This window comes from Pseudomonas sp. yb_5, from assembly GCF_043103865.1.
Taxonomy (GTDB): domain Bacteria; phylum Pseudomonadota; class Gammaproteobacteria; order Pseudomonadales; family Pseudomonadaceae; genus Aquipseudomonas; species Aquipseudomonas putida_Y.
The window spans coordinates 22,915-46,158 of the sequence record NZ_JBICKE010000030.1 but is presented as its reverse complement, the minus strand read 5'-3'; the positions used below and the strand labels follow the sequence as shown (position 1 = coordinate 46,158).

The 23,244-nt window shown below is 63.6% G+C and carries 20 protein-coding genes; 19 read left to right on the top strand and 1 reads right to left on the bottom strand.

Annotation, left to right across the window (positions count from 1 at the left end):
- Nucleotides 1–136: 136 nt before the first annotated feature.
- The 19 genes from mnxG to ACF8GF_RS03915 all read left to right on the top strand — a co-directional run bounded on the left by mnxG (nt 137) and on the right by ACF8GF_RS03915 (nt 21,543).
- Entirely contained in the window at nt 137–5,980 is a 5,844-nt protein-coding gene (gene mnxG, locus ACF8GF_RS04005; protein ID WP_392487700.1) for a manganese-oxidizing multicopper oxidase MnxG, read from the top strand.
- Nucleotides 5,981–5,998: 18 nt separating this feature from the next.
- Nucleotides 5,999–7,975: a cytochrome D1 domain-containing protein gene (locus tag ACF8GF_RS04000; protein ID WP_176683355.1), complete on the top strand. Its 1,977-nt coding sequence runs from the start codon at nt 5,999–6,001 to the stop codon at nt 7,973–7,975.
- Nucleotides 7,972–8,628 (top strand): SCO family protein, encoded by a 657-nt coding sequence (locus tag ACF8GF_RS03995; protein ID WP_176683356.1) that lies wholly within the window; start codon nt 7,972–7,974, stop codon nt 8,626–8,628. Before ACF8GF_RS04000 ends, ACF8GF_RS03995 begins: the two co-directional genes overlap by 4 nt.
- On the top strand, nt 8,625–9,290 hold the full coding sequence (locus ACF8GF_RS03990) for an SCO family protein (RefSeq protein ID WP_176683357.1): 666 nt from the start codon (nt 8,625–8,627) through the stop codon (nt 9,288–9,290). Before ACF8GF_RS03995 ends, ACF8GF_RS03990 begins: the two co-directional genes overlap by 4 nt.
- A gap of 194 nt (nt 9,291–9,484) precedes the next feature.
- Nucleotides 9,485–10,975: an ABC transporter substrate-binding protein gene (locus ACF8GF_RS03985; RefSeq protein WP_256122339.1), complete on the top strand. Its 1,491-nt coding sequence runs from the start codon at nt 9,485–9,487 to the stop codon at nt 10,973–10,975.
- A gap of 12 nt (nt 10,976–10,987) precedes the next feature.
- A complete protein-coding gene (locus ACF8GF_RS03980; RefSeq protein ID WP_176683359.1) occupies nt 10,988–11,629 on the top strand; it encodes a SurA N-terminal domain-containing protein in 642 nt (213 codons plus the stop codon).
- 249 nt (nt 11,630–11,878) lie between these two features.
- Nucleotides 11,879–12,412, top strand: coding sequence for a response regulator (locus ACF8GF_RS03975; protein WP_176683360.1), 534 nt, complete (start codon nt 11,879–11,881; stop codon nt 12,410–12,412).
- Nucleotides 12,413–12,595: 183 nt separating this feature from the next.
- Nucleotides 12,596–14,269, top strand: coding sequence for a GspE/PulE family protein (locus ACF8GF_RS03970; protein WP_176683361.1), 1,674 nt, complete (start codon nt 12,596–12,598; stop codon nt 14,267–14,269).
- On the top strand, nt 14,253–15,032 hold the full coding sequence (locus tag ACF8GF_RS03965) for a hypothetical protein (protein ID WP_176683362.1): 780 nt from the start codon (nt 14,253–14,255) through the stop codon (nt 15,030–15,032). Before ACF8GF_RS03970 ends, ACF8GF_RS03965 begins: the two co-directional genes overlap by 17 nt.
- Nucleotide 15,033: 1 nt before the next feature.
- Nucleotides 15,034–15,576: a pilus assembly protein gene (locus ACF8GF_RS03960; protein WP_176683363.1), complete on the top strand. Its 543-nt coding sequence runs from the start codon at nt 15,034–15,036 to the stop codon at nt 15,574–15,576.
- Nucleotides 15,563–16,126 (top strand): type 4a pilus biogenesis protein PilO, encoded by a 564-nt coding sequence (gene pilO, locus ACF8GF_RS03955; protein WP_176683364.1) that lies wholly within the window; start codon nt 15,563–15,565, stop codon nt 16,124–16,126. The genes ACF8GF_RS03960 and pilO overlap by 14 nt, the downstream gene beginning before the upstream one ends.
- On the top strand, nt 16,126–16,632 hold the full coding sequence (locus tag ACF8GF_RS03950; RefSeq protein ID WP_392487699.1) for a hypothetical protein: 507 nt from the start codon (nt 16,126–16,128) through the stop codon (nt 16,630–16,632). The genes pilO and ACF8GF_RS03950 overlap by 1 nt, the downstream gene beginning before the upstream one ends.
- Entirely contained in the window at nt 16,629–18,494 is a 1,866-nt protein-coding gene (locus ACF8GF_RS03945; protein ID WP_176683366.1) for a secretin N-terminal domain-containing protein, read from the top strand. Before ACF8GF_RS03950 ends, ACF8GF_RS03945 begins: the two co-directional genes overlap by 4 nt.
- A complete protein-coding gene (locus tag ACF8GF_RS03940) occupies nt 18,491–18,970 on the top strand; it encodes a type II secretion system protein (protein WP_176683367.1) in 480 nt (159 codons plus the stop codon). Before ACF8GF_RS03945 ends, ACF8GF_RS03940 begins: the two co-directional genes overlap by 4 nt.
- Before the next feature lie 5 nt (nt 18,971–18,975).
- The gene (locus ACF8GF_RS03935; RefSeq protein ID WP_003247965.1) at nt 18,976–19,350 is read left to right on the top strand and encodes a type II secretion system protein; all 375 of its coding nucleotides are present in this window, start codon (nt 18,976–18,978) and stop codon (nt 19,348–19,350) included.
- Nucleotides 19,325–19,852 (top strand): type II secretion system protein, encoded by a 528-nt coding sequence (locus ACF8GF_RS03930; RefSeq protein WP_176683368.1) that lies wholly within the window; start codon nt 19,325–19,327, stop codon nt 19,850–19,852. Before ACF8GF_RS03935 ends, ACF8GF_RS03930 begins: the two co-directional genes overlap by 26 nt.
- On the top strand, nt 19,849–20,250 hold the full coding sequence (gene csgE, locus ACF8GF_RS03925) for a curli production assembly/transport protein CsgE (protein WP_209965542.1): 402 nt from the start codon (nt 19,849–19,851) through the stop codon (nt 20,248–20,250). Before ACF8GF_RS03930 ends, csgE begins: the two co-directional genes overlap by 4 nt.
- Nucleotides 20,247–20,660, top strand: coding sequence for a curli assembly protein CsgF (locus tag ACF8GF_RS03920; RefSeq protein ID WP_003247970.1), 414 nt, complete (start codon nt 20,247–20,249; stop codon nt 20,658–20,660). The genes csgE and ACF8GF_RS03920 overlap by 4 nt, the downstream gene beginning before the upstream one ends.
- A 34-nt stretch (nt 20,661–20,694) precedes the next feature.
- Nucleotides 20,695–21,543 (top strand): CsgG/HfaB family protein, encoded by an 849-nt coding sequence (locus ACF8GF_RS03915; RefSeq protein WP_176683370.1) that lies wholly within the window; start codon nt 20,695–20,697, stop codon nt 21,541–21,543.
- A 181-nt stretch (nt 21,544–21,724) separates the two neighbouring features.
- On the opposite strand, the gene ACF8GF_RS03910 is transcribed toward ACF8GF_RS03915, so the two are convergent.
- Nucleotides 21,725–22,522 (bottom strand): RHS repeat-associated core domain-containing protein, encoded by a 798-nt coding sequence (locus ACF8GF_RS03910; protein WP_392462123.1) that lies wholly within the window; start codon nt 22,520–22,522, stop codon nt 21,725–21,727.
- Between the last annotated feature and the right edge of the window lie 722 nt (nt 22,523–23,244).

Below are 23,244 nucleotides of genomic sequence, written 5' to 3'. Positions count from 1 at the left end.
TCGGGGGAACCCGCTGGGGGATCCTCCCCAACCTGATTCGGTTGACATCGCAAGTTGCTGACGGATATGAAATTTTTCTTCTGGCACACACCTTGCTCCAGCTCCCCACAGAGATCCTGTGTCCCGGAGGTGCAGCATGTCGACGCCGCTCAAAGGCCCCATCGTGTCATCACTCGTACTGGCCTTGCTTGGCTGGGAAGCAACCAGCGAGGCGGCTGTGCAGTGCCAGCGCACCCTGGTCGCCAACGTGGTGGCACTGGATCAGCCACTGATGTTCAACCGCCTAGGCGCGCAGAACGCCAACGGCATGATGTTTGCCCTGCGCGAGGATGTGGTGGACGACAAGCTCGTCCCGCTGAGCATGGGCGGGGCCGCCGTGCCGGGCAAGGTCACCCTGCGCCCGGACAAGCGCCCGCGGCCTATCGTGCTGCGCGTGGCGGCCGGTGACTGCCTCACGGTCAACTTGACCAACCTGCTGGATTACAAGGCGAACCCCAACAAGCACGGCATCGAGGCCGAAGAGCCCGAGGGTGAGGAAGAGGGGCCGGAGGTTGAAAACGAAGGCGGCGAAGGCTTTGTCGCCGACGAGCAGGTGGCCGAGCGCATGGTCGGCTTCCAGGTCAACGGCATGCAGGCGGTGAACAGCATTGCCGATATTTCCGCCTATACCGGGCGCAACGGCAACTTCTTCGTCAGCCCCGGCAGCACCCGCAGCTACACCTTGTATGCCGAGCGCGAAGGCGCCTTTGCCGCCACCAGCAAAGCCGCTACATTCGGCGGCGAGGGCACGGCGGGCAACGTTTCCAATGGCCTGTTCGGCCAGGTGGTAGTGGTGCCCAAACTGGGCCGTACCTACCGCAATACCCTCACTGAAGAAGAAATGCGCCTGGCCACCACCGGTCGAACCGCCACCGGCCAGCCCGTGATCGACTACGAAGCCCGTTATCCGCAGGTCGAGCCGTGGATCGCCGAAGGCAAGGCCGGCAAGCCGATCATTGCCATGGTCAACGGCAACGAGATCATCAGCAGCGAGACCGATGCCATCGTCATGGGGCCCAACCCCGACGGCAGCTTCCCCAGCTCTACTTACCCGCTGGAAAGCACGGGCAAACGCAACCCGGCGCTGCCCAACCGACTGGAGGCGTTCCGTGATTTCGCCTCGCAGTTCGCCGACGAGGTTGCCGGTACCCAAGCCTTCCCTGGCTACTGGGCCGACCCGGTGATGGGCCATGTGCTGGAGCCTACGCGCGATTCGTTCATGATCAATTACGGTTCTGGTGGCATGGGCGCCGAAGTGGTGGCCAACCGCTTGGGGGTGGGCCCGATGCACGATTGCCTGTCGTGCGCCTATGAAGAGTTCTTCCTCAGCGCCCACACGGTTGGCGATATCGGCACCCTGGTGGATGTACCGGCAAACGTCGGCCTGGAACACATCCGCCCGGGCGAAGTGCCGCCGGCCAGTGCCGTCGGGGTCAAGGCCAGCATGGCCCTTTACCCCTCAGAGCCTGCCAACGTGCACCACAGCTATATCGGTGACTTCACCAAGTTCCGCAACACCCACAACGGGCACGAGCAGCACATCTTCCACTTGCACGGCCACCAGTGGCTGTTCAACCCCAATGACGACAACTCCGACTACATCGATGCCCAAGGCATCGGCGCTGGCGTCGGCTACACCTACGAAATCGCCAACGGTGGATCGGGCAACCGCAACCGTGTTGCCGGTGATGCCATATACCACTGTCACTTCTACCCGCACTTCGCCCAGGGCATGTGGGCCATGTGGCGGGTACATGACGTGTTCGAAGAAGGCACGCGCCTGGAGGTAAGCGGGCAGGGCGAGAATGGCTTCCACAGTACCCCGTTCGCCCTGCGCAGCGGTAAGCCGGCCGTTGGCGCCCGGGCCCTGCCCGATGGCGAGATCATTGCCGGTACGCCTATTCCGGCCATCGTGCCGTTGCCCGGCAAGGCAATGGCGCCCATGCCCGGCAAAGTCGTGGTCGTGCCCAAGCTCTCCGAGGCGTTGGTTGCCGCCAACGATGATGACCACGAAGACGAGGATGATGACGACTACGCCAGTGAGGCGCCCGTGCGCAAGGCCGTGGGCTCGCTGGCGCTGGTCGACCGCACCGAGGCCAACCGCAACGCCGACGGCACGTTGAAAAACCCAGGCTACCCGTTCTGGATCGGCGGTATGGAAAGCAGCGTCGGCAATCGCCCGCCAACCCCGCCCCTGGACATGCTCGACCCGGCCCTGGCCCGGCAACTGAAAGACAGCGGTAAAGCCCTGTGGGCCAACCTGGATGCGAACCAGGTCGATGGCTGGGACGGCGGCCTTGGCCGCCATGCACTGGACGGTGTGTCCGCCGGTGGTGTAGCGGATACCACCACCACCAAACTGGACTTCACCAAGGTCGTGCACAAGGCCAAGCCCATCTACCTGCCTGAAGAGGGCACCGATGTCGAGCAGGCAGCCATGCAGTTCCACGCCATGGGTGAACACCCCAGCTATGCACTGATCCCCGGTAACCAGCCAGTGGCCAAGGCGTTCCGCACCAACGGCGCCTTGCCGACTGCGGGTGCGCCGTACTACGAGCCCTGCATGGATGACCGTGGAAAACGCCTGACGCAGTCCTCCGGGGTCGGTGAGTTCAACAGTGGAGAGAGCCTGACGGGTGTGAACTTCCGTGGCGCCTCGGCCTTCACTGCCGACCGCCCACGCATCTACAAAGGGGCCAATATCCAGTTCGACGCGGTGTACAACAAAGTGGGCTACCACTTCCCGCAGGCACGCATCATCGCCCTGTGGGAGGACGCCTGGCCGGTCATTACCAAGCAGCGCCCGCCAGAGCCGCTGGTGATGCGCATGAACACCTTCGACTGCGCGATGTACCAGCACACCAACCTGATCCCAAACATCTATGAGATGGACGATTACCAGGTGCGCACCCCGACCGACGTGATCGGCCAGCACATCCACCTGCCCAAATGGGACCTGACCGCCGCCGACGGCTCGGCCAACGGCTGGAACTACGAAGACGGCATTCTTTCGCCCGGTAGCGTGGTCGAGCGTGTGCATGCCATTCGCACTTACAACGGTTGCACCGAAGGGGATAGCCGCGATGGCACCGCTGCCTGCCCGAAAGCCAGGCAGCACCCGTACTTCGGCCGCTTTGGCCGCGCCGACTGGCTGGGCGCACGTACAGCCATGCAGCGCTGGTTCGCCGACCCGCTGGTGAACGTGCATAACGTCGACCGTGGCCTGGGCACCATCTTCACCCATGACCACCTTGGCCCATCGACCCACCAGCAAGTGGGCCTGTATGCCACCGTGCTGGCCGAACCGGCCGGCTCCACCTGGTACCACGCCGAAACCGGCGAGCAGCTGTACAACCCGGCCACGCGCCAGGACGGCGGCCCGACCTCGTGGCAGGCGGTGATCCAGACCGGCGACCACGATGGCGACGGCAAGAACGACAGCTACCGCGAGTTCTTCCTGGAGTACAGCGACTTCCAGCATGCCTATGAAGCCGGCGTGTACGTTGGTGCCGGGCCGGACGGCATTCCCAATGCCCAGTCGTACCCGGCCACCGCCGACAGCTTCCGCTACGCCATCAACCCGCCCGTGCGTGGCAAGGCGTCGAGCCTGCTTGAGGCCATCGTCGAGGAACGTGGTGGGATCAACCCTGGCTGCCCAAGCCGGCCATGCCCGCAGGCGATCTCGGTGGATGACCCGGGGATGTTCGTCGTCAACTACCGTAACGAGCCCCTGGCCCTGCGCGTGTATGACCCGAACAAGGTTGGCCCGGACGGCAAGCGTGGCATGCAGGCCGACGGCCTGGCCGGCGACCTCAGCTATGCCCTGCAAACCCGTACCGACCGCGCTATCCCGGCGATGAACCTGTCGCCATCGGCGATCACCTCAGCGGTCGGCCCCACCGGCGGCACCACGCTGTTCCCGCCACATATCAACACGGCTGGCGCCGAGCCGGGCGACCCGTTCACCCCGTTGCTGCGTACCTACTCCGGTGACAACGTGCGCCTGCGCATGCACGCCGGAGGCCACGAAGAGGAGCACAACGTCACCCTGCACGGCGTGAAATGGCTGCAGAACGGTTCTGGCTTCGGTAGCAGCTCCAACTCGGGCTGGAAGTCGTCGCAAATGATCGGCATCTCCGAGCAGCTGGGCTTCATGGCGCCGGTGTCGATGATCTCCAGTTCGGCAGCCACCAACGGCGACTACCTGTACTCGCTGGACGCCGCCCTGGAAGGCTACTGGAACGGTATCTGGGGCATCATGCGCAACTACACCGCGCAGCGTGCCGACCTGTTCCCGCTGCCCAACAACCCGCAGCCGGTGGCCATGCGCAACACCGTGAACTTTAACGGCATCTGCCCGAAAACCACGGCCAACCCCAACGGCATTGGCACCCGCACTACGGTCAAGCGCAACTACGAGATCGTCGCTGCGCTGGCCAACGACATCCTCGAAAACCGTAACGGCGTCAGCATCAATGACCCGGCGGGCATCGGCCAGCATGTCGGCGGCGCGCTCAAGGCCGACGGTGGCACCCTGGTGTTCAACAGCCGCAAAACCGCCATCCCGCTGGTCAGTGGGGTAGACCCTGAAGATGGGGCGACCTTCACCATCGGTGGCCACAGTGCGCCGCTGCATGACCCGACTGCGATCCTGTACGTGCGCAAGGCTGACCTCGATACCACCACCGGTAAGCTCAAGCCGGGTGTCCCGGTAGAGCCCCTGGTACTGCGCGCCAATGCCGGCGACTGCATCAGTATCACCCTGGAGAACCGCTTGCCACTGGTGATGCCAGACCTGTCGAGCACTGCAGTAATGCACAACGTGGTCAAACGTGACCGCTTCGACAGCGAAGGCTCCACCGCCTTTGCCAACAACCTGATGCGGCCGTCCAGCCACGTGGGCCTGCATGCGCAACTGCTGGCCTACGACATCACCAAGTCCGACGGTGCCAACGTTGGCCTGAACCCGGTGCAGACCGTGCCACCGCGTGCCGGCACCAGCGGCGCTTACCCGACCAAGGAGTATCAGTACTACGCCGGCCACCTGGAGCGTGAAGGCAAACCGGTGTCGCAATTGGGCCGCACAGTGGACAACATCAAGACCACGCCTATCGAGTTCGGTGGCCTCAACCTGACCCCGTCAGACTTCATCAAACAGCCGCAGAAAGGTCTGGTGGGTGCCATGAGCATCCTGCCGCAAACCGCCACCTGGACCGAGGATACTGCGACCCGTACCCAGGCCACGGTGAAGGTCAGTGGCCAGCCGGACTACCGCGACTTCGTCACAGTGTGGCAGCGCGCACTGAACATGCGCTGGGCCGACGGTCGTCCGGTAGAAGGTATCAATGTCGAAGGCAACGGCGCTGCCGGTGACCCGCAAGACAACGGCAACATGGCGGTCAACTACAAGACCGAACCGTTGTGGCTGCGCTTCGGCATGGCGCCCGACTCGCCATTCGGCCGCGCCAATGGCCTGGGCTTTGGTGATGTACCCAACGCCCACATGGCCTACGCCAACGCCCTGGTCGGTGGCGACCCGCAAACCCCGGTGCTGTACGCCAAGCCTGGGCAACCGGTGCGCAACCATATCGTGATGCCCAGTGGTGGCAGCCGCGGCATGGTCTACCAACTGGACGGGCACGTATGGCCACTGCACAACTACCAGGCCGAGAAGAGCGATGCGGACGGTTACCCGATGAGCATGCCCGGTATCGGTTCGGTGCGCTTTGGCTACAACCCGATGGCCATGTACATCGGCGCGCAGGAAAGCGTACTGCCAGCGGCGCACTTCAGCTTCATGCTGCCGAGTGCCGGCGGTGCCAACGCGGTGGCGGGTGACTACCTGTTCCGCGACTACGCCGCCTACGGCAACCTCTCGGGGCTGTGGGGGATCTTGCGGGTGACCAACGAAGCGCCGCCGGCAACGGCCCCGGCGCAGTGACGGAAGGGGAACGCGAGCATGAACAAAAAGACTCGCCCTGCTTACCTGGGGGTAGTGTTGGGGGTAGCGCTGATCGGCCTGGGCGTGGCGTACGAAAAGCTATGGTGCGACCCGCGCGAGCTGTTGCAGGAACGGGCCAATCCGCAGGCCTTGCACCGGCTCAGCCGGGACGGCGTAACCGTGGAGTTCGAGGCCCGGCCATTGGCCGGAGGGGAACTGAAGGAGGGCGATTTCGCCAACATCCGCTTCAAGCTCAGCGACCAGACCAGTGGTCAACCGCTGTCGGGCATGGCCCCGGGAGCCTGGATCGACCCGGTGCAGTCGGCCCCGGCGGGGGACCGCGAGCAGAGCTGCAAGGCGCGTGTGGCGCTGTTTCTCAAGAGCAGCATCGGGGCCCGGCCGCTGCTCGACCTGAACAGCTACTTCTTGCTGATGTTGAACAATGACGCCAGCCTCACCGTGATCGACCCGACGGTGTCGGTGGGCGGCGTGACCAGCACCATGGCCCGCATCGAGCTGCCAGGCCGGCCCATGGACTGGGCGGCCATCAGCGATGACAAGCAGGTTTTCGTGTCGATACCAGAGCGGGGCAAGGTTTCGGTGATCGATACCGAGACCTTCACCCGCGTGGCCGACCTGGATGCCGGTGACCAGCCGCTGCGCGTGGCCCTGCAGCCGGACCAGCTTCGGCTGTGGGTCGGCAACAACAGCAGCGACCCGGCCAAAGGCGGGGTAACAGTGATCGACGTGCCGGGGCGCAGCGTCCTGAAACACTTCAACACCGGAACCGGGCACCACGAAATCGCCTTCAGCGCCGACTCGCGCTACGCCTACGTCAGCAATCGCGACAACGGCACCCTGAGCGTCATCGGCATCCCGGAAATGCGCCTGGCCAAGACCATCAAGGTGGGCCCGCACCCGCTGTCGGTCAGCTATTCGGCGCTGTCCCAGGCCGTGTACGTGGTCGATGGCGAGGAGGGCAGCGTAAGGGTGTTCGATGCCCGCAGCCACCAGTTGCGCCACACGGTCCAGGCCGAGCAAGGCCTGGGGCCGATGCGCTTCAGTCAGGATGGCCGCTACGGCATCGTGCTCAATACGTTGGAGAACCAGGCCCTGGTCATAGACGCCAGTACCGACAAACTGATCCACCACGTTCCGGTGGCGGCCGAACCGTACCAGCTGACGTTCACCAAAGGCTATGCCTATGTGCGGGGCCTGGCCTCACCGAGAGTGAGCATGATCAATCTGGCCAGCCTGGGAGAGGGGCGCTCGCCAATCGTGCAAAGCTTCGAGGCCGGCCCGGCAGCGCCGCGCCAGGCCGGTGACCTGCCACTGGCTCAAGGGCTGTCGGTATCGCGTGATGACAATTCGGTGTTCGTGGTCAACCCGGTGGACAACAACACCTACTTCTACACCGAAGGCATGAATGCGCCGATGTCCGGCTACAACAACCGCGGCCACCAGGCCCGCGCCGCCCTCGTCGTTGACCGCAGCCTGCGCGAAGTGGCACCTGGGGTGTATGGCTCGACGGTGAAGCTGCCCGCTGCCGGCAAGTTCGACGTTGCCTTCCTGCTCAACCAGCCGCAAATCATTCATTGCTTCAGCACCGAGGTGGCCGCAGGGGCCAATGCCAGCAAACCCAAAGGCGCGCGTGCCGAGTTCATCGGCCTCGACCAGCCGCTGCCGCAGCACAGCGACTTCACTGCGCGAGTGCGGATTGTCGGTGACGACGGGCAGCCGCGCCTGGGCCTGAACGACCTGAGCCTGCGCTACTTCCTGGCGCCATCGTCGATGCCGCGCAACCTGCAGCTGCAAGAGGTGGGCGAGGGGGTCTACCAGGCGGCGCTGAACTTGCCTGAGGCCGGTGCCTGGTACCTGCATGTGCAGTCGCCCTCGTTGGGGCGCAAGTTTGCCGAAGAAAACTACACCAGCCTGCGCGTTCTGCCGGCTGCTGCAACCAATGCTTCCCAGACTGACGTGAGGAATGTGCGATGAACGCCAAGCATGCTTGCACACTGTTGGCCCTGAGTCTGGCATTTGCCAGCAACCTGGTAATGGCCCACGCCGGTCACGACCATGACGGTCACGCCGGACAACCGCCGGCGGCGCATCAGGAAAAGACCAGCGTGCGCTTTGCCGATGTTTCGCTGCTGAACCAGGACGGCATGCCGGTACGCCTGGAGAAAGACCTGGTGGATGACCATCTGGTGGTCATGGGCTTCATTTACACCAGTTGCACCACGGTATGCCCGGTGGTGTCGTCGATCATGGGCAAGGTCCAGCAGCAACTGGGTGGCCGGGTAGGCGAGGAGGTCCGCATGGTGTCGATCAGTGTCGACCCCCAGCGTGACGACGCCAAGCGCCTGCAACATTATGCCAAGGCATTCCAGAAGGGGCCGGGCTGGAGCTGGTTGACTGGTACCCCGTACGCCATCACCGAAACCCTGAAGGGGCTGGGCAGCTTCAACGCCGACCTTAGCCAGCACCCACCGCTGATACTGGTGGGTGACGGGCGTAGCGGGCACTGGACGCGTTACTACGGCTTCACCGACCCGGCTGTCTTGATCGAAGAGATCAACCGCCTCAGTGCGCGCCGGGTACATGCCAAGAGCACCGCCATCGCCGACCATCACGAGGTGCAACCATGAGCACTGCAACCGCCCACCGCGCTGGCATGCGTGCTTTCGACTGGCTGGTGCTGGGTAGCTGCCTGTGGATCCTCACGTCGGTGGCGTTCGCCCACGAAGGCCATGCGCCGCAACCCCCGGAGCCGCAGCCGGCACCGCAGGCGATGGCCAGTGGTGGCGGTACCCGCGACGCCAAGACGTGGTTCACCGACACCGTGTTGAAGGACCAGAATGGCCGCGAGCTGCGCTTTTACAGTGACGTGCTCAAGGACAAGGTGGTGATGCTCAACGTGATCTTCACCCACTGCACCGATGCCTGCCCGCTGATTACCCGCAAGCTGCGCGAGGTGCGTGAGGCCATGGGGCCAGCGCTGGCCGGCCAGGTGACCTTCGTGTCGATCAGCAGTGACCCGCTGAACGACACCCCCGAGGTGCTGAAGGCGTTCGCCGCCAAGCAGGGGGTGGAGGGGCCGAACTGGTTGTTCCTGACCGGCGACAAGGCCAACGTCGACTTGGTGCTTGGCCGTATAGGGCAGTTCCTGCCGAGTCCCGAGCAGCATTCGACGCAGCTGATTGCCGGTGATGTTGCAGGTAAACGCTGGAGCAAGATTCGCCCGGATGCACCGCCAGCGGCGATTGCCCAGCGCATGCAGCTGCTGACCCAGCCACTGGCAGGTCGGTGAGTATCATGGGCCGCCTGGGGAATTGGCGTCTGTGGCATCAGCTGTTGTGGGAGCGGCCTTGCGTCGCGAAAGGAGCGCGCAGCGCTCCCCTCTTTCTGCGCTTGAGCTGCCACTGCCGGGGCTGCTGCGCAGCCCTTTCGCGACGCAAGGCCGCTCCCACAGGGCTTGCGATTTGGCTCACATGCGCGCTTGGCATGGCATCTTCGACCTCAGCCTTGGCCCTGAACCTGACCGACCACGAACAAGCCGGCAAACGCCTTTACCGCGAGGGCGTTTCCAGTAGCGATGCTCAATTGCAAGCCCGGGTGGGCGCCAGCGACATCACAGTCCCCGCCAGCGTGCTGCCCTGCGCCAGTTGCCACGGCAACGATGGCCGTGGCCGTGCCGAAGGCGGTGTGCGCCCCCCCGGCCTCGACTGGCAACGCCTGGCACTCGGCCAGGGCCTGCGCGAGGCCAACGGCCGTCGCTACCCGGCCTATACCGACAGCAGCCTGGCGCGGGCCATCCAGCAGGGTATTGACCCGGCTGGCAATCGCCTGGACCCGGCCATGCCACGCTTCGAACTGACCTTGGCCGACCAGCGCAACCTCACCGCCTATCTCAAACGCCTGGCCCAAGAACGCGACCCTGGTGTGGAGGAGGGCGTGCTGCGCCTTGGCACCCTGCTGCCCGCGAGCGGTCCGCTGGCCGAAGCCGGGCAGGTAGTGCGTGCCGTGCTGGAAGACGGCGTGGATCAACTCAATCAGCAAGGCGGCATTCACGGGCGGCGCCTGGAACTGGTCGTACTAGACCCAGGTTCCGACCCGGTCAATGCCGAACGCGCCCTGCAACAGTTGCTCGAGCAAAAGCGGGTGTTCGCCCTGATCGCGCCATTGGCGCCCATGCTGGACCTGCGCCTGACGACCTTGTTGGCGCCACAGAACGTGCCGATGGTCGGCAGCACCCCACGCAGCGGCGGCAGCGAACAGATCTTCGACCCGCTACCCGGCTTGCCCGAGCAGTTGCTGAGCCTGGCGGAGCATGCCCGTGGAGCGCTGGGCCTGGCACCGGATGAGTTACGTGTAGTGTTTGCCGGTAACGAACACGCAGCCTTGGCCGAGCAGGTACGCGAGCGCTTACGACAGCAGGGCTGGGCGCCACCCGCTATCCTGGCTTTCGACGGCCAGGCCGTGGACGGGCAGGGCATCGTCTTTCTTGGCCGCGCCCAGGCCTTTGCCGAGTTGGCGGCGGCGTTGCAGGAGGCCGGCCGCGAGCCCTACCTGTTCGCCGCCTCCAGTCAGGTAGCCGGCGCTGTGGCGCGATTGCCGGCGCAGTGGTCGCAGCGGCTGTTTCTGGCCTACCCCTACGTGCCTGAGGACTGGACCGAGCAAGGCCTGGCTGCGCTCGCCGGGCTTCAGCAGCGCCAGGGCCTGGACCCGCGTCAGGCGTCGTTGCAGGTCAATACGCTGTGCGCGTTGCGCCTGCTGAGCGAAGCGCTGAAGCAGATTGGTCGTGATGCCAGCCGCGAGCAACTGATCGCTGCGCTCGAAGGCCTGCACGATGTGCCCACCGGCCTGACCCCGGCACTGGGCTTTGGCCCTGGTCGCCGCCAGGGCATGGCAGGTGCCCATGTGGTGGCGGTGGCCCTGCCCGGGCCGCGCTTTACTTCGGTCAGCCCCTACCGGCCAGTGCCGGTCAGCCCTTGAGCGGAGGTTGTCATGCGTATCCTGTGGTTGTGCCTGTTGCTGGTGCTGACCAGGGCGAGCTGGGCCGATGTGCCGGCGGCGCGGGTCAATGGTGTCGAGATCGGGTTGATGCGCCTGGAACGCTACTTCAGCGAGTACCTGGACGCCCAGGGGCGGGCGGTGACCAGCATCCGCAACCCAGGCCTGTATAAACGCCTGCGTGACCAGGCGTTGGACGAGCTGATCGACAAGGAGCTGTTGTGGCAGGAAGCGCAACGCCAAGGCATTGCTGTCAGCGATGAACAAGTGTCGGCGCAGGTTGGCGAGATCGAAGCGGCATTTGGCAGCCCGGCGCTATTCGAAAGGCGGCTGGCAGAGGCGGGCTTCGACAGGGCGCAGTACACTGAATACACCCGGCATGAGATGGCGGCACAGCAAGTGTACGCCCTGCTCAGCGCAGTCGACGCGCCGAGCCAGGGCGAAGTGGAGGCATTTTATGATGCCAATCAGGAGAGGCTGCAAGGAGCGCAGAACCAAAGTGATAATCCATCGGTCATACGCGAGCAAGGCCTGGCCTTGGCCAGGGCAACGCTCATCGGTCAGCGGGAGGCGCAGGCGCGCCAATCCGTGCGCCAACGTTTGCGCGAGTCCGCTAAAGTGGAAATCGCCGACTGAGCCCGTTGATGGCGCTTGCCCCAATGCTGGGGAATTAAGGTTTGGCAATATGCCATCATTTTCCCCGCTTGTGGGGAACGGGTGGGGTGCGCCTGCTCAGCGTATGTCGGTTACTGGCCGGCACCCTAGTAAAATCAGTGGCTTACAGTGGTGCAACATGACTATTCACGCCTGGCACGAAGCCTGCTCAAGTCTTTACAAGGGCGTACTTCGCAGACCGGGGAACCGGGCAGTATTTGGGAGTCGACCTTGGTGAACAGAGTATTGGTAGTCGATGACGAACAGACTCTTGCGCAGAACCTGCAAGCGTATCTGCAGGCGCAAGGCCTGGAAGTTCATGTTGCCCACGACGGTGCCAGTGGTATCGAACAGGCTGAAAGCCTGGCACCGCAAGTAGTTGTGCTGGATTACCGCCTGCCCGACATGGAAGGTTTTCAGGTGCTGGAGGCTGTACGCAAGAACAGGCAATGCCACTTCGTGCTGATCACCGCCCACCCCACCGTCGAGGTGCGTGAGCGGGCCGCCGAACTCGGTGTGAGTCACGTCCTGTTCAAGCCGTTCCCACTGGTGGAACTGGCGCGTGCGATCTTCGACCTGCTGGGCATCGAGCGCCGGCGCAGGGCTACGGACAATCCGGCCGAAGGGTTCGTCGAACGACGCCAGAACAGGAACGAATCGTTCCCCCTGCAGTTGTACGATGGAAGCTGGGTGCTGGCCGACCGCCGCCGTAATGGCGCCAAGCCACCGGAGCCCGACGACGATCAACTGCTCACAGGGGAATAGCGGCGCCCGCACCCCTGGCCGAGCCAGCCTGCGACGCGCCCCTGAGCGGAGTCGCAGGCCATGCCAGAAGCATTCGATGCAACCCCGGAATCTGCAAAGCCTGCACCGATGTCTTCGCGGGCATGCCCGCTCCCACAGGATGTATGCAGCCCACAGACCTGTGATGTACCTGTGGGAGCGGGCATGCCCGCGAAGAACCCAGCAAAAATTTCCGCCTACCCCCGCGAACTGCTGGCCCAGGCCCGTTTGCAAGCCACTGACGAGCGCCTGCTCGACTGCCTGGAACGCCTGGCCTGCGACACCCCCGACACCTTCACCCGGCGCCTGGGCCTGACCCTGCATTATCCGGTACTCGACAGCCACAGCCTGCTGGCCAGCACCCCACGCTTCGACAAGGTGGCCTTGGCCCAGTGCCTCAAGCGCGAATGTGTGCTGATCGAAGAGGGCGGCCAGTTGCTGGGCGTGTTCGCCGACCCCTTCGATCCCGCTCGCCTGGCCTGGATCGACGACGTACTGCAAGGCGCGCCGCTTTACCTGGCCCACGCCGCCGACCTGGCCACCTTCCTGGCCCGTCATGAAGAAAGCTTCCACGCTGTCGATGCCCTTGACCACGACGCTGAAGCCAGCAGCGAAAGCGACCCGCTGCAACGCCTGTCGCTGGCCAGTATCAGCGAAGATCAGAGCCGCGTGGTCAAGCTGGTCAACTCCACCCTGTACGACGCCCTCAAGCTGCACGCCAGCGACATCCACCTGGGCATGACCGGCCAGGGCCTGACCATCAAGTACCGCATCGACGGCGTGCTCAACGGTGCAGGCAAGGCCAGTGGCAGCGCCTTCGCCGACCAGGTGATCTCACGTATCAAGGTCATGGCCGAGCTGGACATCGGCGAAAAACGCGTGCCCCAGGACGGCCGCTTCAAGGTGGCCGTGGGCGACCGGCAAATCGACTTCCGGGTGTCGATCATGCCTAGCATCTTCGGTGAAGATGCGGTGCTGCGGGTGCTCGACAAGCAGGACTTGTCCGACCGGGTCAGCGGCGTGCAACTGCAAGCCTTGGGCTTTGCCGACGAGACCTTGCGCGCCCTGCGTCGGTTGGCGGCAGAACCCTACGGCATGATCCTGGTCACCGGCCCTACAGGCAGCGGCAAGACCACCACCCTGTACGCCATGATCAGCGAGATCAACCATGGCATGGACAAGATCATCACCATCGAGGACCCGGTCGAGTATCAACTGCCCGGCGTCCTGCAGATCCCGGTCAACGAGAAGAAGGGCCTGACCTTCGCCCGCGGCCTGCGCTCGATCCTGCGTCACGACCCGGACAAGATCCTGGTCGGCGAAATCCGTGACCCTGACACCGCCCAGATTGCCGTGCAATCTGCGCTCACTGGCCACCTGGTGTTCACCACCATCCACGCCAACAACGTGTTCGACGTGATTGGCCGCTTCAGCCAGATGCAGGTCGACCCCTACAGCTTCGTTTCCGCGCTCAACGCGGTGCTGGCCCAGCGCCTGATTCGCCTGGCCTGCCCGCACTGCGCCACGCCCTGTGAACACGATGACGACACCCTGTATGGCTCAGGCCTGACCCGCGAGGGGGTGGCCGGCTGGACGTTCGTCCGCGTCAAGGGCTGCGGCCATTGCCGTGGCAGTGGTTACCGCGGCCGCAGTGCGATTGCCGAACTGCTGCACCTGGATGATGACCTGCGACAAATGATCGTGGAGCGCCGCCCGCTGGCGCAGATCAAGACGCTTGCCTGTCAGCGCGGCCTGCGCCTGCTGCGGGCCTCGGCCCTGGACCTGGTCCGCGATGGCCGCACCACCCTTGAGGAGATCAACCGTGTCACATTCATCTGACCGTTACTGCGCCGTATTGGGCGCCGAGGGTGTCGGCCTGGGTCGCTGGCACAAGAACCACCACCAATGGCTGGGCAGCCGCGCGTTCAGCAGCGACGCCACCCAACCGGCCTGGGATGCTGCCGTCGACGGGTTGGCCGCGCTGCTGGCCGAGCATGCGGTGCGGGGTGCCCAGTTGCGGGTGCTGCTGTCCGCCCGCTACAGCCGTTTCTGCCTGGTGCCCTGGAGTGACGCCATCGGCCACCCTCGCGAGCTGGACGCCTATGCCCGCGCTTGCTTCGAAAACCTCTACGGGCAGCCGTTGGACGACTGGCGCATCGTGCTGTCACCGGAGCCTGCCGGTGCCGCCCGCATCGCCACGGCGCTGCCCGAAGCCTTGCTGCGGCGGCTGCAGGCACTGGGCCAGGAAAGCCGCCTGAGCCTGCGCTCGGTGCAACCATACCTGATGGCTGCCTACAACCGCTGCTGGTCACAGCTGGAGCAGGGTGACTTCCTGTTCGTGCTGGCCGAGCCGCGCCGCAGTGTATTGCTGCTGGCCGCCGGCGGTGCCTGGCAGCAAGTGCTGGCACAAGGCTGCGCTGACAGCGACCAGGCCTTGCAAGCACTGATCGAGCGTACCTGTGAGCTGTACGGCGAGCACCTGCCACGGGTGTACCTGCATGCCCCGGGCCGCTGCGACGTGCCGCAACTGGCGGCCGTGCAACTGTGCCAGCCGGCCGGCGAAGCCGACCCGCTGTGCGCCATGTGGCGGGCGGTGGCCTGACATGCGCCGCCTCGACCTGGAATTTCAGCCACGACGCAGCGGCCCGCTGGTTTGGTCGCTGCTCGTCCTTGCCAGCGCCATGGTCGCCGGCCTGGTGCTGCTGCAGCAACGCTTGCAGACCGAGCAAGTGGCGCTGGAAGCCAGCGTCCATAGCCTGGAACTGCAACTGGGCCGCCGCCCGGCCAGCACCGAACCCAGGAACAGCGCCGCCAGCCGGGAGCAGGCTGAGCGCCTGGCACAAATGCGCAGTGTGTCGCAGCAACTGCAACGCCCCTGGCAGCAGCTGTTCGCCATGCTTGAAGCCATGCCGCAGGACGACGTCGCGCTGCTCGGTCTGACGCCGGATGCACGCAAGGGCCAGGTGCGCATCACTGCCGAGGCGCGCAACCTCGAGGCGATGCTGCAGTACCACCAGCGGCTGGAAGCCAGCGACGAGCTCAGCGACGTGTCGCTGCTCAACCACGAGGTGCTCGCTGCGCGGCCCGAGCACCCGGTGCGCTTCACCCTCACCGCCACCTGGGAGACCGGCCATGCGCGCCCTTGAATCGTTCAGCAGCCTGATCCTCCAGGAGCGCCTGCGCATTGTCGGCCCGGTAGGCCTGGCTGCCGTAGCCGTAGGCCTGCTCGCCATTGGCGTGGGGTGTGCCGGTGTGCTGCCGCAATGGCAAAGCGTACGCGAACTACGCGCCACCGAAGCGCAGGCCAGCGTACAGGTAGGGCGTGTCAAGCGGGGTGAGCTGAAGATTGCGACCCAGCCCGAGCAGCAGGCCCTCGACAGCCTGCGACAGCAACTGCCCGGGCAGCCCCAGGCCAGCGAACTGATCGAGCGTCTGTACCGCCTGGCCAGCGCCGAGCGCATCAGCCTGGCCCGTGGTGAATACGCGTTGGGCATCGACCCCAAGACCGAGCTGGCCCGCTACCAGATCGTGCTGCCTGTGCGCGGCAGCTACCCGCAGATTCGCGGCTTTATCAAAGGCCTGCTCAAGCAACTGCCGACCCTGGTGCTGGAAGACCTTGAGCTGCAACGCAAACGCATCGGCGACAGCGAGCTCAATGCCCGCCTGCGCATGACCCTTTACCTGTCGAGGTCGTGATGAACACACAACGTGCAGTCATCTGGGCCGGCTTCCTCGGCGTTAGCGCGGCACTGGCCTGGGCGCCGGACCATTGGTTTGGCCAGGACGATGGCGTCGCGGCCTTCGCGGGTAAACCCGCTCCTGCAACAGAAAGCGCTGCGCCCATCGTAGGGGCGGGCTTGCCCGCGAAAGGGCCGGAGCAGGCCTCCCGCGACCTGTTCCCAACCCAGCAATGGACCAAACCCAAAGCCCTGGCCACGGTCATCGAACAGCCCGTGGTCGCCGCGCCAGTACTGGCACCCGCTCCGACCGCCCCAGCCTTGCCATTTGAATTCATCGGCCGCATGGGTGACCGCGACGACCTGCAGGTCTTCCTGCAGAGCGGCGAAAAACTCTACGTCGTGCGCCAAGGCGACGTGATCGAAGACACCTATCGCCTCGATCGGGTATCGGCCAGCGAGCTGAACCTGGTCTACCTGCCTTTGCACCAGTCGCAGACCTTGTCTGTCGGGAGCGCACCATGAAGTCGTCAAAGCTGTGCAAGCCTGCTCCGTTTCTGCTCGTTGCGCTGTGCGTGGCCATTGCCGGTTGCGGCTCCAGCGCGGTACGCAAGGACAGCGATCAATTGATGAAGGAGGGCCAGTACGAAGCCGGCATCGCCCGCCTGGAAGAGGCGTTGCGCGACGACCCGCGTGACACAGAGCTGAACATCGCCCTGGCCCACAGCCGCCAGGCGGCTGTCGAGGCCCTGATTACCCAGGCCGACAGCGACCGTGTCCGCCACGACTTCGCCAACGCCCGCATGGGCTATGGCCGGGTGCTCACCCTGGAGCCGAACAACCGCCGTGCCCAGGAAGGCATTCGCCAACTGGAGCTGATCCGCACCCTGGACGAACGCGTCGCGCTTGGCCAGGCGGCACTGCGCCAGGGCGACCTGTTCGGTGCCGAACGCTACATGCGCGAAGTCTTGCGTCTGGACCCGCAGAACCAGAAGGGCATGACCCTGCGCAGCGACATCGAAAACGTGCAGGCACGCACTGCGCAGCCGTACCCGCAATTGCGCAGCAAGCTCGAGCGGCCGGTCACCCTGGAGTTTCGCGATGCCAACCTGAAGACCATCTTCGAAGTGCTGTCGCAGGTGGCCGGCATCAACTTCATCTTCGACAAGGACCTGCGCCCGGACATGAAGGCCACCATCTTCGTGCGCGAGGTGCGCATCGAGGACGCGATAGCGCTGCTGCTGGAACAAAACCAGCTGCGCCAGAAGATCGTCAACGACAACACCGTGATGGTCTACCCCGACTCGCCGCAGAAGACCAAGGACTACCAGGAACTGGTCATGCGCACCTTCTACCTGACCAGCATCGATGCCAACACCGCGCTGAACATGGTCAAGACCATGCTCAAGACCCGCGACGTGTTCGTTGACGAGCGCCTCAACACCCTGACCATGCGTGACACCCCGGACGCCGTGCGCATGGCCGAGAAGCTGCTGCAATCGCAGGACCAGTCCAATCCCGAGGTGGTGCTGGAGGTGGAAGTGATGGAAGTCGCCACCTCGCGCATCCTTGACCTCGGCCTGCAATGGCCCAACACCTTCGGCGTGCTGAGCAACGACGGCAAACCGGTCAGTGTGCTTGACCAACTGAGGGGCATCGACTCCGGCCGCATCAGCATTTCGCCGTCGCCGCAGGCCAAGATCAACGCCCAGGACAAAGACATCAACACCCTGGCCAGCCCGGTGATCCGCGTCAGCAACCGCGAACAGGCGCGCATCCACATCGGCCAGCGGGTACCGATCATCAGCGCCACCTCGGTGCCGTCAACCCAAGGCCCGGTCATTACCGAGAGCGTCACCTATCTGGACGTCGGTCTGAAGCTTGAAGTGCAGCCCACCGTGCACCTGAACAACGAAGTTGCGATCAAGGTGGCGCTTGAGGTGAGTAATGCCACGCCGCTGGAAGCCACGCGCCAGGGCACCATTCCGGTTCAGGTCGACACCCGCAACGCGCAGACCAGCCTGCGCCTGCATGATGGCGAAACCCAGGTGCTGGCCGGCCTGGTGCGCAACGACCACAACGCCAGCGGCAACAAGATCCCCGGCCTTGGCGACATCCCGGGCCTGGGCCGGCTGTTCGGCAGCAACAAGGACGACATGAGCAAGAGTGAGCTGGTGCTGGCGATCACCCCGCGCATCGTGCGCAACCTGCCGTACCAGAGCCCGTCGGACATGGAGTTCTCCACGGGCACCGAGTCGGCCATGCAGGTGCGCCAGATGGCGCCACTGCCGCCGATGGACATGCCCGGGAACGCGCCGGCCACTGATGCACCGGTCGTGGACAGCCAGATGGCGGTCGTCCCGACCAACGTGAGCCCACGGCCATGAACACCCGGCGCCGCATGCACGGCTTCAGCCTGATCGAGGTGGTGCTGACCCTGGCACTGCTCGGGCTGCTCGCCAGCATGGCCGCGCCGCTGACCGAAACCGTGGTACGCCGCGGCAAGGAGCAGCAACTGCGCGAGGCGCTGTACCAGATTCGCGACGCCATCGATGCCTACAAGCGTGCCTTTGACGCCGGCTACATCGAGAAACGCCTGGATGCCAGCGGCTATCCGCCGAACCTGCAGGTGCTGGTAGAGGGCGTGCGTGATGTGCGCAGTGCCAAGGGCGCCAAGTTCTACTTCCTGCGGCGCATCCCGCACGACCCGCTGGTGGCGGCAAAGGATGAAGACGAAGGCGGCTGGGGCCTGCGCGCCTACGACAGCAGCCCAGACAACCCGCGCGAAGGCGAAGACGTGTTCGACGTGTATTCCAGGGCCCGCGGCAAAGGCCTGAACAACATCCCTTACGGCCAATGGTGACAGCCATGAAACGCAGCAAAGGCTTCACCCTGATCGAACTGCTGGTGGTGATGGCGATCATCGCCACGCTGATGACCATCGCCATGCCGCGCTACTTCAACAGCCTGGAAAGCTCGCGCGAGGCCACCCTGCGTCAAAGCCTGGCAGTGCTGCGCGAGGCGCTGGACCACTACTACGGTGATACCGGCCACTACCCCGATTCACTGGAACAACTGGTGGAACAACGTTACCTGCGCAACACGCCGGTCGACCCGATCACCGAGCGCAGCGATGCCTGGCAGTTGGTGCCACCGCCCGAGGGCGTGGCCGGCGGTGTGGCCGATATCAAGAGCGGTGCCACAGGGAGGGCGCGTGATGGCAGCCTCTTCGCTGAATGGTAAAGCCAATGACGGCTTCACCTACCTCGGTGTGCTGCTGCTGATTGCGGTCAGCAGCGTGGCCCTGGCCGCCACCGGCACGATCTGGGCGAGCGCCGCCCAGCGCGACCGCGAACGCCAGTTGCTGTGGGTCGGCGGCCAATATGCCCAGGCCTTGCGCAGCTACTACCGCGCCTCGCCAGGGCTGGCCCAGTACCCCCAGGATCTGGCCGACTTGCTGCAGGACAACCGCTTCCCGCAGGCCAAACGGCACATCCGCAGGCTTTACCCTGACCCGATCAGCAACAGCGACGAGTGGGGCCTGCTGCGCTCGATCGACGGCCGTATCACTGGCGTCTACAGCCGCTCGGACGCCACCCCTTTCAAGCGCAGTGGCTTCAGCGCCGAATGGAGCGGTTTCGAGGGGCTGGAACACTACAGCGACTGGCAGTTCGTCGCCGAGCAGGCCTTTACCGAAAGTGCACGCGGTGTGCAGACGAATGCAGGCCCGGGAGACACGCCATGAAGCGCCTGGCTGCGCTGTGCCTGAGCCTGCTGCTGATGGCAGGGGTGGCCACCTGTGCCAAGGCGGGTGCCGAAGACGAGATGCAGGGCTTTATCGTCGATAACACCATCTCGCACATCGGCCACGAGTTCTACTACTACTTCGCCGACCGCCTGCGCGCCACCAGCCGTCTGGACTTCAACCTGGTGGTACGCGAACGCCCCGATGCCCGCTGGGGCAGCCTGGTGACGGTGGAATTCGAGCGTGAAGTGGTGTATCGCCGGTTCCTGCCACCGAACACCACCGAGCTCAAAGACGAGGCCGTCGCCGCCGCCGACCTGGTCAAGCAGCAGATCATTCAACGCAAGCTGCAGCGCCTGCTACAGGACACCACCGACTTGGAGAGGGACGAGCTATGAACCACCGCATTCCACGTTGCATTGCCGCCTGCCTGCTGGCCAGCGCCTGTGCTGCCCAGGCCACCGAGCTGGTGTACACCCCGGTCAACCCGGCCTTTGGCGGTAACCCGTTGAACGGCACTTGGCTGTTGAACAACGCCCAGGCGCAGAACGACTACGACGACCCGGACCTCAAGGACCGTGCCTCGGCCTTTACCGGCACCACAGCCCTTGAGCGCTTCAGCAACCAGCTGGAGTCGCGGATGTTGTCGCAGTTGCTGGACAACATCAGCAACGGCAACACCGGCAGCATGGCGACCGATGCGTTTCTCATCGACGTCATCGACGATTCCGGGGCCTTGAGCATCAAGGTCACCGATCGTGCCACAGGAGAAATTTCGATCATTGAGGTCAGCGGCCTGAACCCCTGAGAGGGAAGGGCTTTTATGTTGGGGAGAGAACACCATGAAACGTCTGCTGAGCACGCTGCTGATCCTCACCGCCCTGGGCCTGCAAGGTTGTGGCCTGCGCGAACCGATGCCCGCTGAACAGGACTCGGAAACCCCGACCCTGACCCCAAGGGCCTCGACCTACTACGACCTGATCAACATGCCACGCCCCAAAGGCCGGCTGATGGCCGTGGTGTACGGCTTCCGCGACCAGACCGGGCAGTACAAGCCCAACCCGGCCAGCTCGTTCTCCACCAGCGTCACCCAGGGCGCGGCCAGCATGTTGATGGATGCCCTGAGTGCCAGCGGCTGGTTCGTGGTGCTGGAGCGTGAAGGGCTGCAGAACCTGCTGACCGAGCGCAAGATCATCCGTGCATCGCAGAAAAAGCCGGATGTGGCGGAAAACATCATGGGCGAGCTGCCACCGTTGCAGGCCGCCAACCTGATGCTCGAAGGCGGCATCATCGCCTACGACACCAACGTGCGCAGCGGCGGCGAAGGCGCCCGCTACCTGGGGATCGACATCTCCCGCGAGTACCGGGTGGACCAGGTCACCGTCAACCTGCGCGCCGTGGACGTGCGCACCGGGCAGGTGCTGGCCAACGTGATGACCAGCAAGACCATCTATTCGGTAGGGCGCAGTGCCGGGGTGTTCAAGTTCATCGAGTTCAAGAAGCTGCTGGAAGCCGAGGTGGGGTATACCACCAATGAACCGGCGCAGCTGTGCGTGCTGTCGGCGATCGAAGCGGCGGTGGGGCACTTGCTGGCGCAGGGGATCGAGCGGCGGCTGTGGCAGGTGGCGGGGGATCCAGCTGATGGCAAGGCCACGGTGGACAAGTTCTTGAGCCAGAATCTGCAGCCGTGATTGACTGTTAGGGAAGCTCTGATCAATTCAGCACAGGCCGCCTGACCTGTGCTGAATTTGCTTGAAAACATTGCGAATTTCAGGTTTCGGGCAACTTGATTGGAGTTTCCCTAAAGCATTTCGAGACTTTAGCTTGTTCGATGCAGGCAATAGTACAAGCTACCGGCTAGGCGATCGGCTTTCATTGAGTTAGTGAGAAGTTGAAATGGGATGAGTGCGTTCTGTTTCTTAGTATTTTTACCTGCTCCTGATAGTTGCGCCCGTGAAGCGCACTTGGCCTGCTGAGTAGAGTAGTGGAACCCACTGTAGGGGGGGCATATAGGTTACCGATCTCAAGCAATCCACGGTATAGTGGTATGATTTCAGGGTCTGTCGGGGGCTTGCCAAGATATATCGCATCTCTAGCTTGGTCTCGTTGCTCTAGTGTAACTTCGTCGATACCTGCTAATATTAAGCGGTCTCGGTGCTTCTTTATTACCAGACGGCTGAAATCTTTGCTTCTAACCGAAAAGTAAGCATCACGTGCCGACGCTTTGATCATGACTTCTGTGTGTGGTCCCTTGAATATTTCGAGACTCTCCATGGTGTAGAGGTTTGGCTTTTTTTTGTTTAATATTTTTATGTAATCATCATACATTAATTGGGATGACCGCAGGTTGGATGCTCTTAAATTTCCTAGCCTTGACGAAGGCGGTAATTTTTGCGCGGCCAGAATTTGTAGTGGCAGAACGCTGGAATGGCCACTTGGATCAACAAAGTTGATCGGGTCTCCTTGGCAGTAGGCGTAGCTGTTGATGCCGCCTGATTGAAATGGACTTAAATTGTCCGGCGAACAAAAGCGCATCAAGCACGGCTTGTATCCGCGCCGACCATTCCCAAGTAAATATCCATCGGATATTTTGTCGAGCGGCTGATCGTTGAATGCGAGGGTTGAGTGGTTAGCCGCCATGTGCCAACCATAGGGGGTATAGCGTAGCATCGATCATTGCCCCTGGTTTATTTAATATTGTAGGTATATATAGATTAGTGAATAACGGGCCGCAATCGTTATTTTTAACAGTTGACATATACTGTTGGGGTGTGTGGCCCCCGGGTTAATCCATGCCAGTGGCTCTCACAGTGTTACCTAATATCGCCTCCGGCGCTCAAAGAGGATCTGGTAAGTATGCCCCGCGAGGGGGGACGGTCCCCGAATGAGATGGTGCGGATTGATAGGGAATCGCTCCGGCGTTTTCGTCCAGGCCTCACCGATCACCTTGAAAGGAGTGCGCCATCGCAGCCCTATCGCGACACAAGGCTCCCACATCGGCCGCAGCAGCCGGCCAGGAGTGCGATCAGGCAACAGAAGTGTTACTGCGCATGCCCTCAGCTTGAAACCCTTCCCTGACCTCGGTAGTCTTTGCCCGCTGCTGTCAATCCAGCAGTCGGGTTTGGTCACCCGCAATCATCAAGGCGCACAAGCGCCCGCTCTGCGATACAGTTGGCGCTTTTTTGTGCCCGGCTGTTTCGTTTTATGGCGGCTGTGCGTGGGGCGCCTCCGTGCGCGCCGGTTTCCTTGATTCCCGGTTGACCAACCCGCGTACAGTCGCCACCCATTCGTTTGGTCACGTTGTGTGGCGACTCCAGTGAATCAAGGAGCGACACAATGACAAAAGGCTTACCTGATCCTCCTGTACGCGCCACCACGGCGGCCTCCAGTTT

Excerpts from the sequence above, each read along its gene's own strand:
- mnxG (WP_392487700.1), top strand. The coding sequence starts at position 137 with ATGTCGACGCCGCTCAAAGGCCCCATCGTGTCATCACTCGTACTGGCC.
- ACF8GF_RS04000 (WP_176683355.1), top strand. The coding sequence starts at position 5,999 with ATGAACAAAAAGACTCGCCCTGCTTACCTGGGGGTAGTGTTGGGGGTA.
- ACF8GF_RS03995 (WP_176683356.1), top strand. The coding sequence starts at position 7,972 with ATGAACGCCAAGCATGCTTGCACACTGTTGGCCCTGAGTCTGGCATTT.
- ACF8GF_RS03990 (WP_176683357.1), top strand. The coding sequence starts at position 8,625 with ATGAGCACTGCAACCGCCCACCGCGCTGGCATGCGTGCTTTCGACTGG.
- ACF8GF_RS03985 (WP_256122339.1), top strand. The coding sequence starts at position 9,485 with ATGGCATCTTCGACCTCAGCCTTGGCCCTGAACCTGACCGACCACGAA.
- ACF8GF_RS03980 (WP_176683359.1), top strand. The coding sequence starts at position 10,988 with ATGCGTATCCTGTGGTTGTGCCTGTTGCTGGTGCTGACCAGGGCGAGC.
- ACF8GF_RS03970 (WP_176683361.1), top strand. The coding sequence starts at position 12,596 with ATGCCCGCGAAGAACCCAGCAAAAATTTCCGCCTACCCCCGCGAACTG.
- ACF8GF_RS03960 (WP_176683363.1), top strand. The coding sequence starts at position 15,034 with ATGCGCCGCCTCGACCTGGAATTTCAGCCACGACGCAGCGGCCCGCTG.
- pilO (WP_176683364.1), top strand. The coding sequence starts at position 15,563 with ATGCGCGCCCTTGAATCGTTCAGCAGCCTGATCCTCCAGGAGCGCCTG.
- ACF8GF_RS03950 (WP_392487699.1), top strand. The coding sequence starts at position 16,126 with ATGAACACACAACGTGCAGTCATCTGGGCCGGCTTCCTCGGCGTTAGC.
- ACF8GF_RS03945 (WP_176683366.1), top strand. The coding sequence starts at position 16,629 with ATGAAGTCGTCAAAGCTGTGCAAGCCTGCTCCGTTTCTGCTCGTTGCG.
- ACF8GF_RS03940 (WP_176683367.1), top strand. The coding sequence starts at position 18,491 with ATGAACACCCGGCGCCGCATGCACGGCTTCAGCCTGATCGAGGTGGTG.
- ACF8GF_RS03935 (WP_003247965.1), top strand. The coding sequence starts at position 18,976 with ATGAAACGCAGCAAAGGCTTCACCCTGATCGAACTGCTGGTGGTGATG.
- ACF8GF_RS03930 (WP_176683368.1), top strand. The coding sequence starts at position 19,325 with ATGGCAGCCTCTTCGCTGAATGGTAAAGCCAATGACGGCTTCACCTAC.
- csgE (WP_209965542.1), top strand. The coding sequence starts at position 19,849 with ATGAAGCGCCTGGCTGCGCTGTGCCTGAGCCTGCTGCTGATGGCAGGG.
- ACF8GF_RS03920 (WP_003247970.1), top strand. The coding sequence starts at position 20,247 with ATGAACCACCGCATTCCACGTTGCATTGCCGCCTGCCTGCTGGCCAGC.
- ACF8GF_RS03915 (WP_176683370.1), top strand. The coding sequence starts at position 20,695 with ATGAAACGTCTGCTGAGCACGCTGCTGATCCTCACCGCCCTGGGCCTG.
- ACF8GF_RS03910 (WP_392462123.1), bottom strand. The coding sequence starts at position 22,522 with ATGCTACGCTATACCCCCTATGGTTGGCACATGGCGGCTAACCACTCA.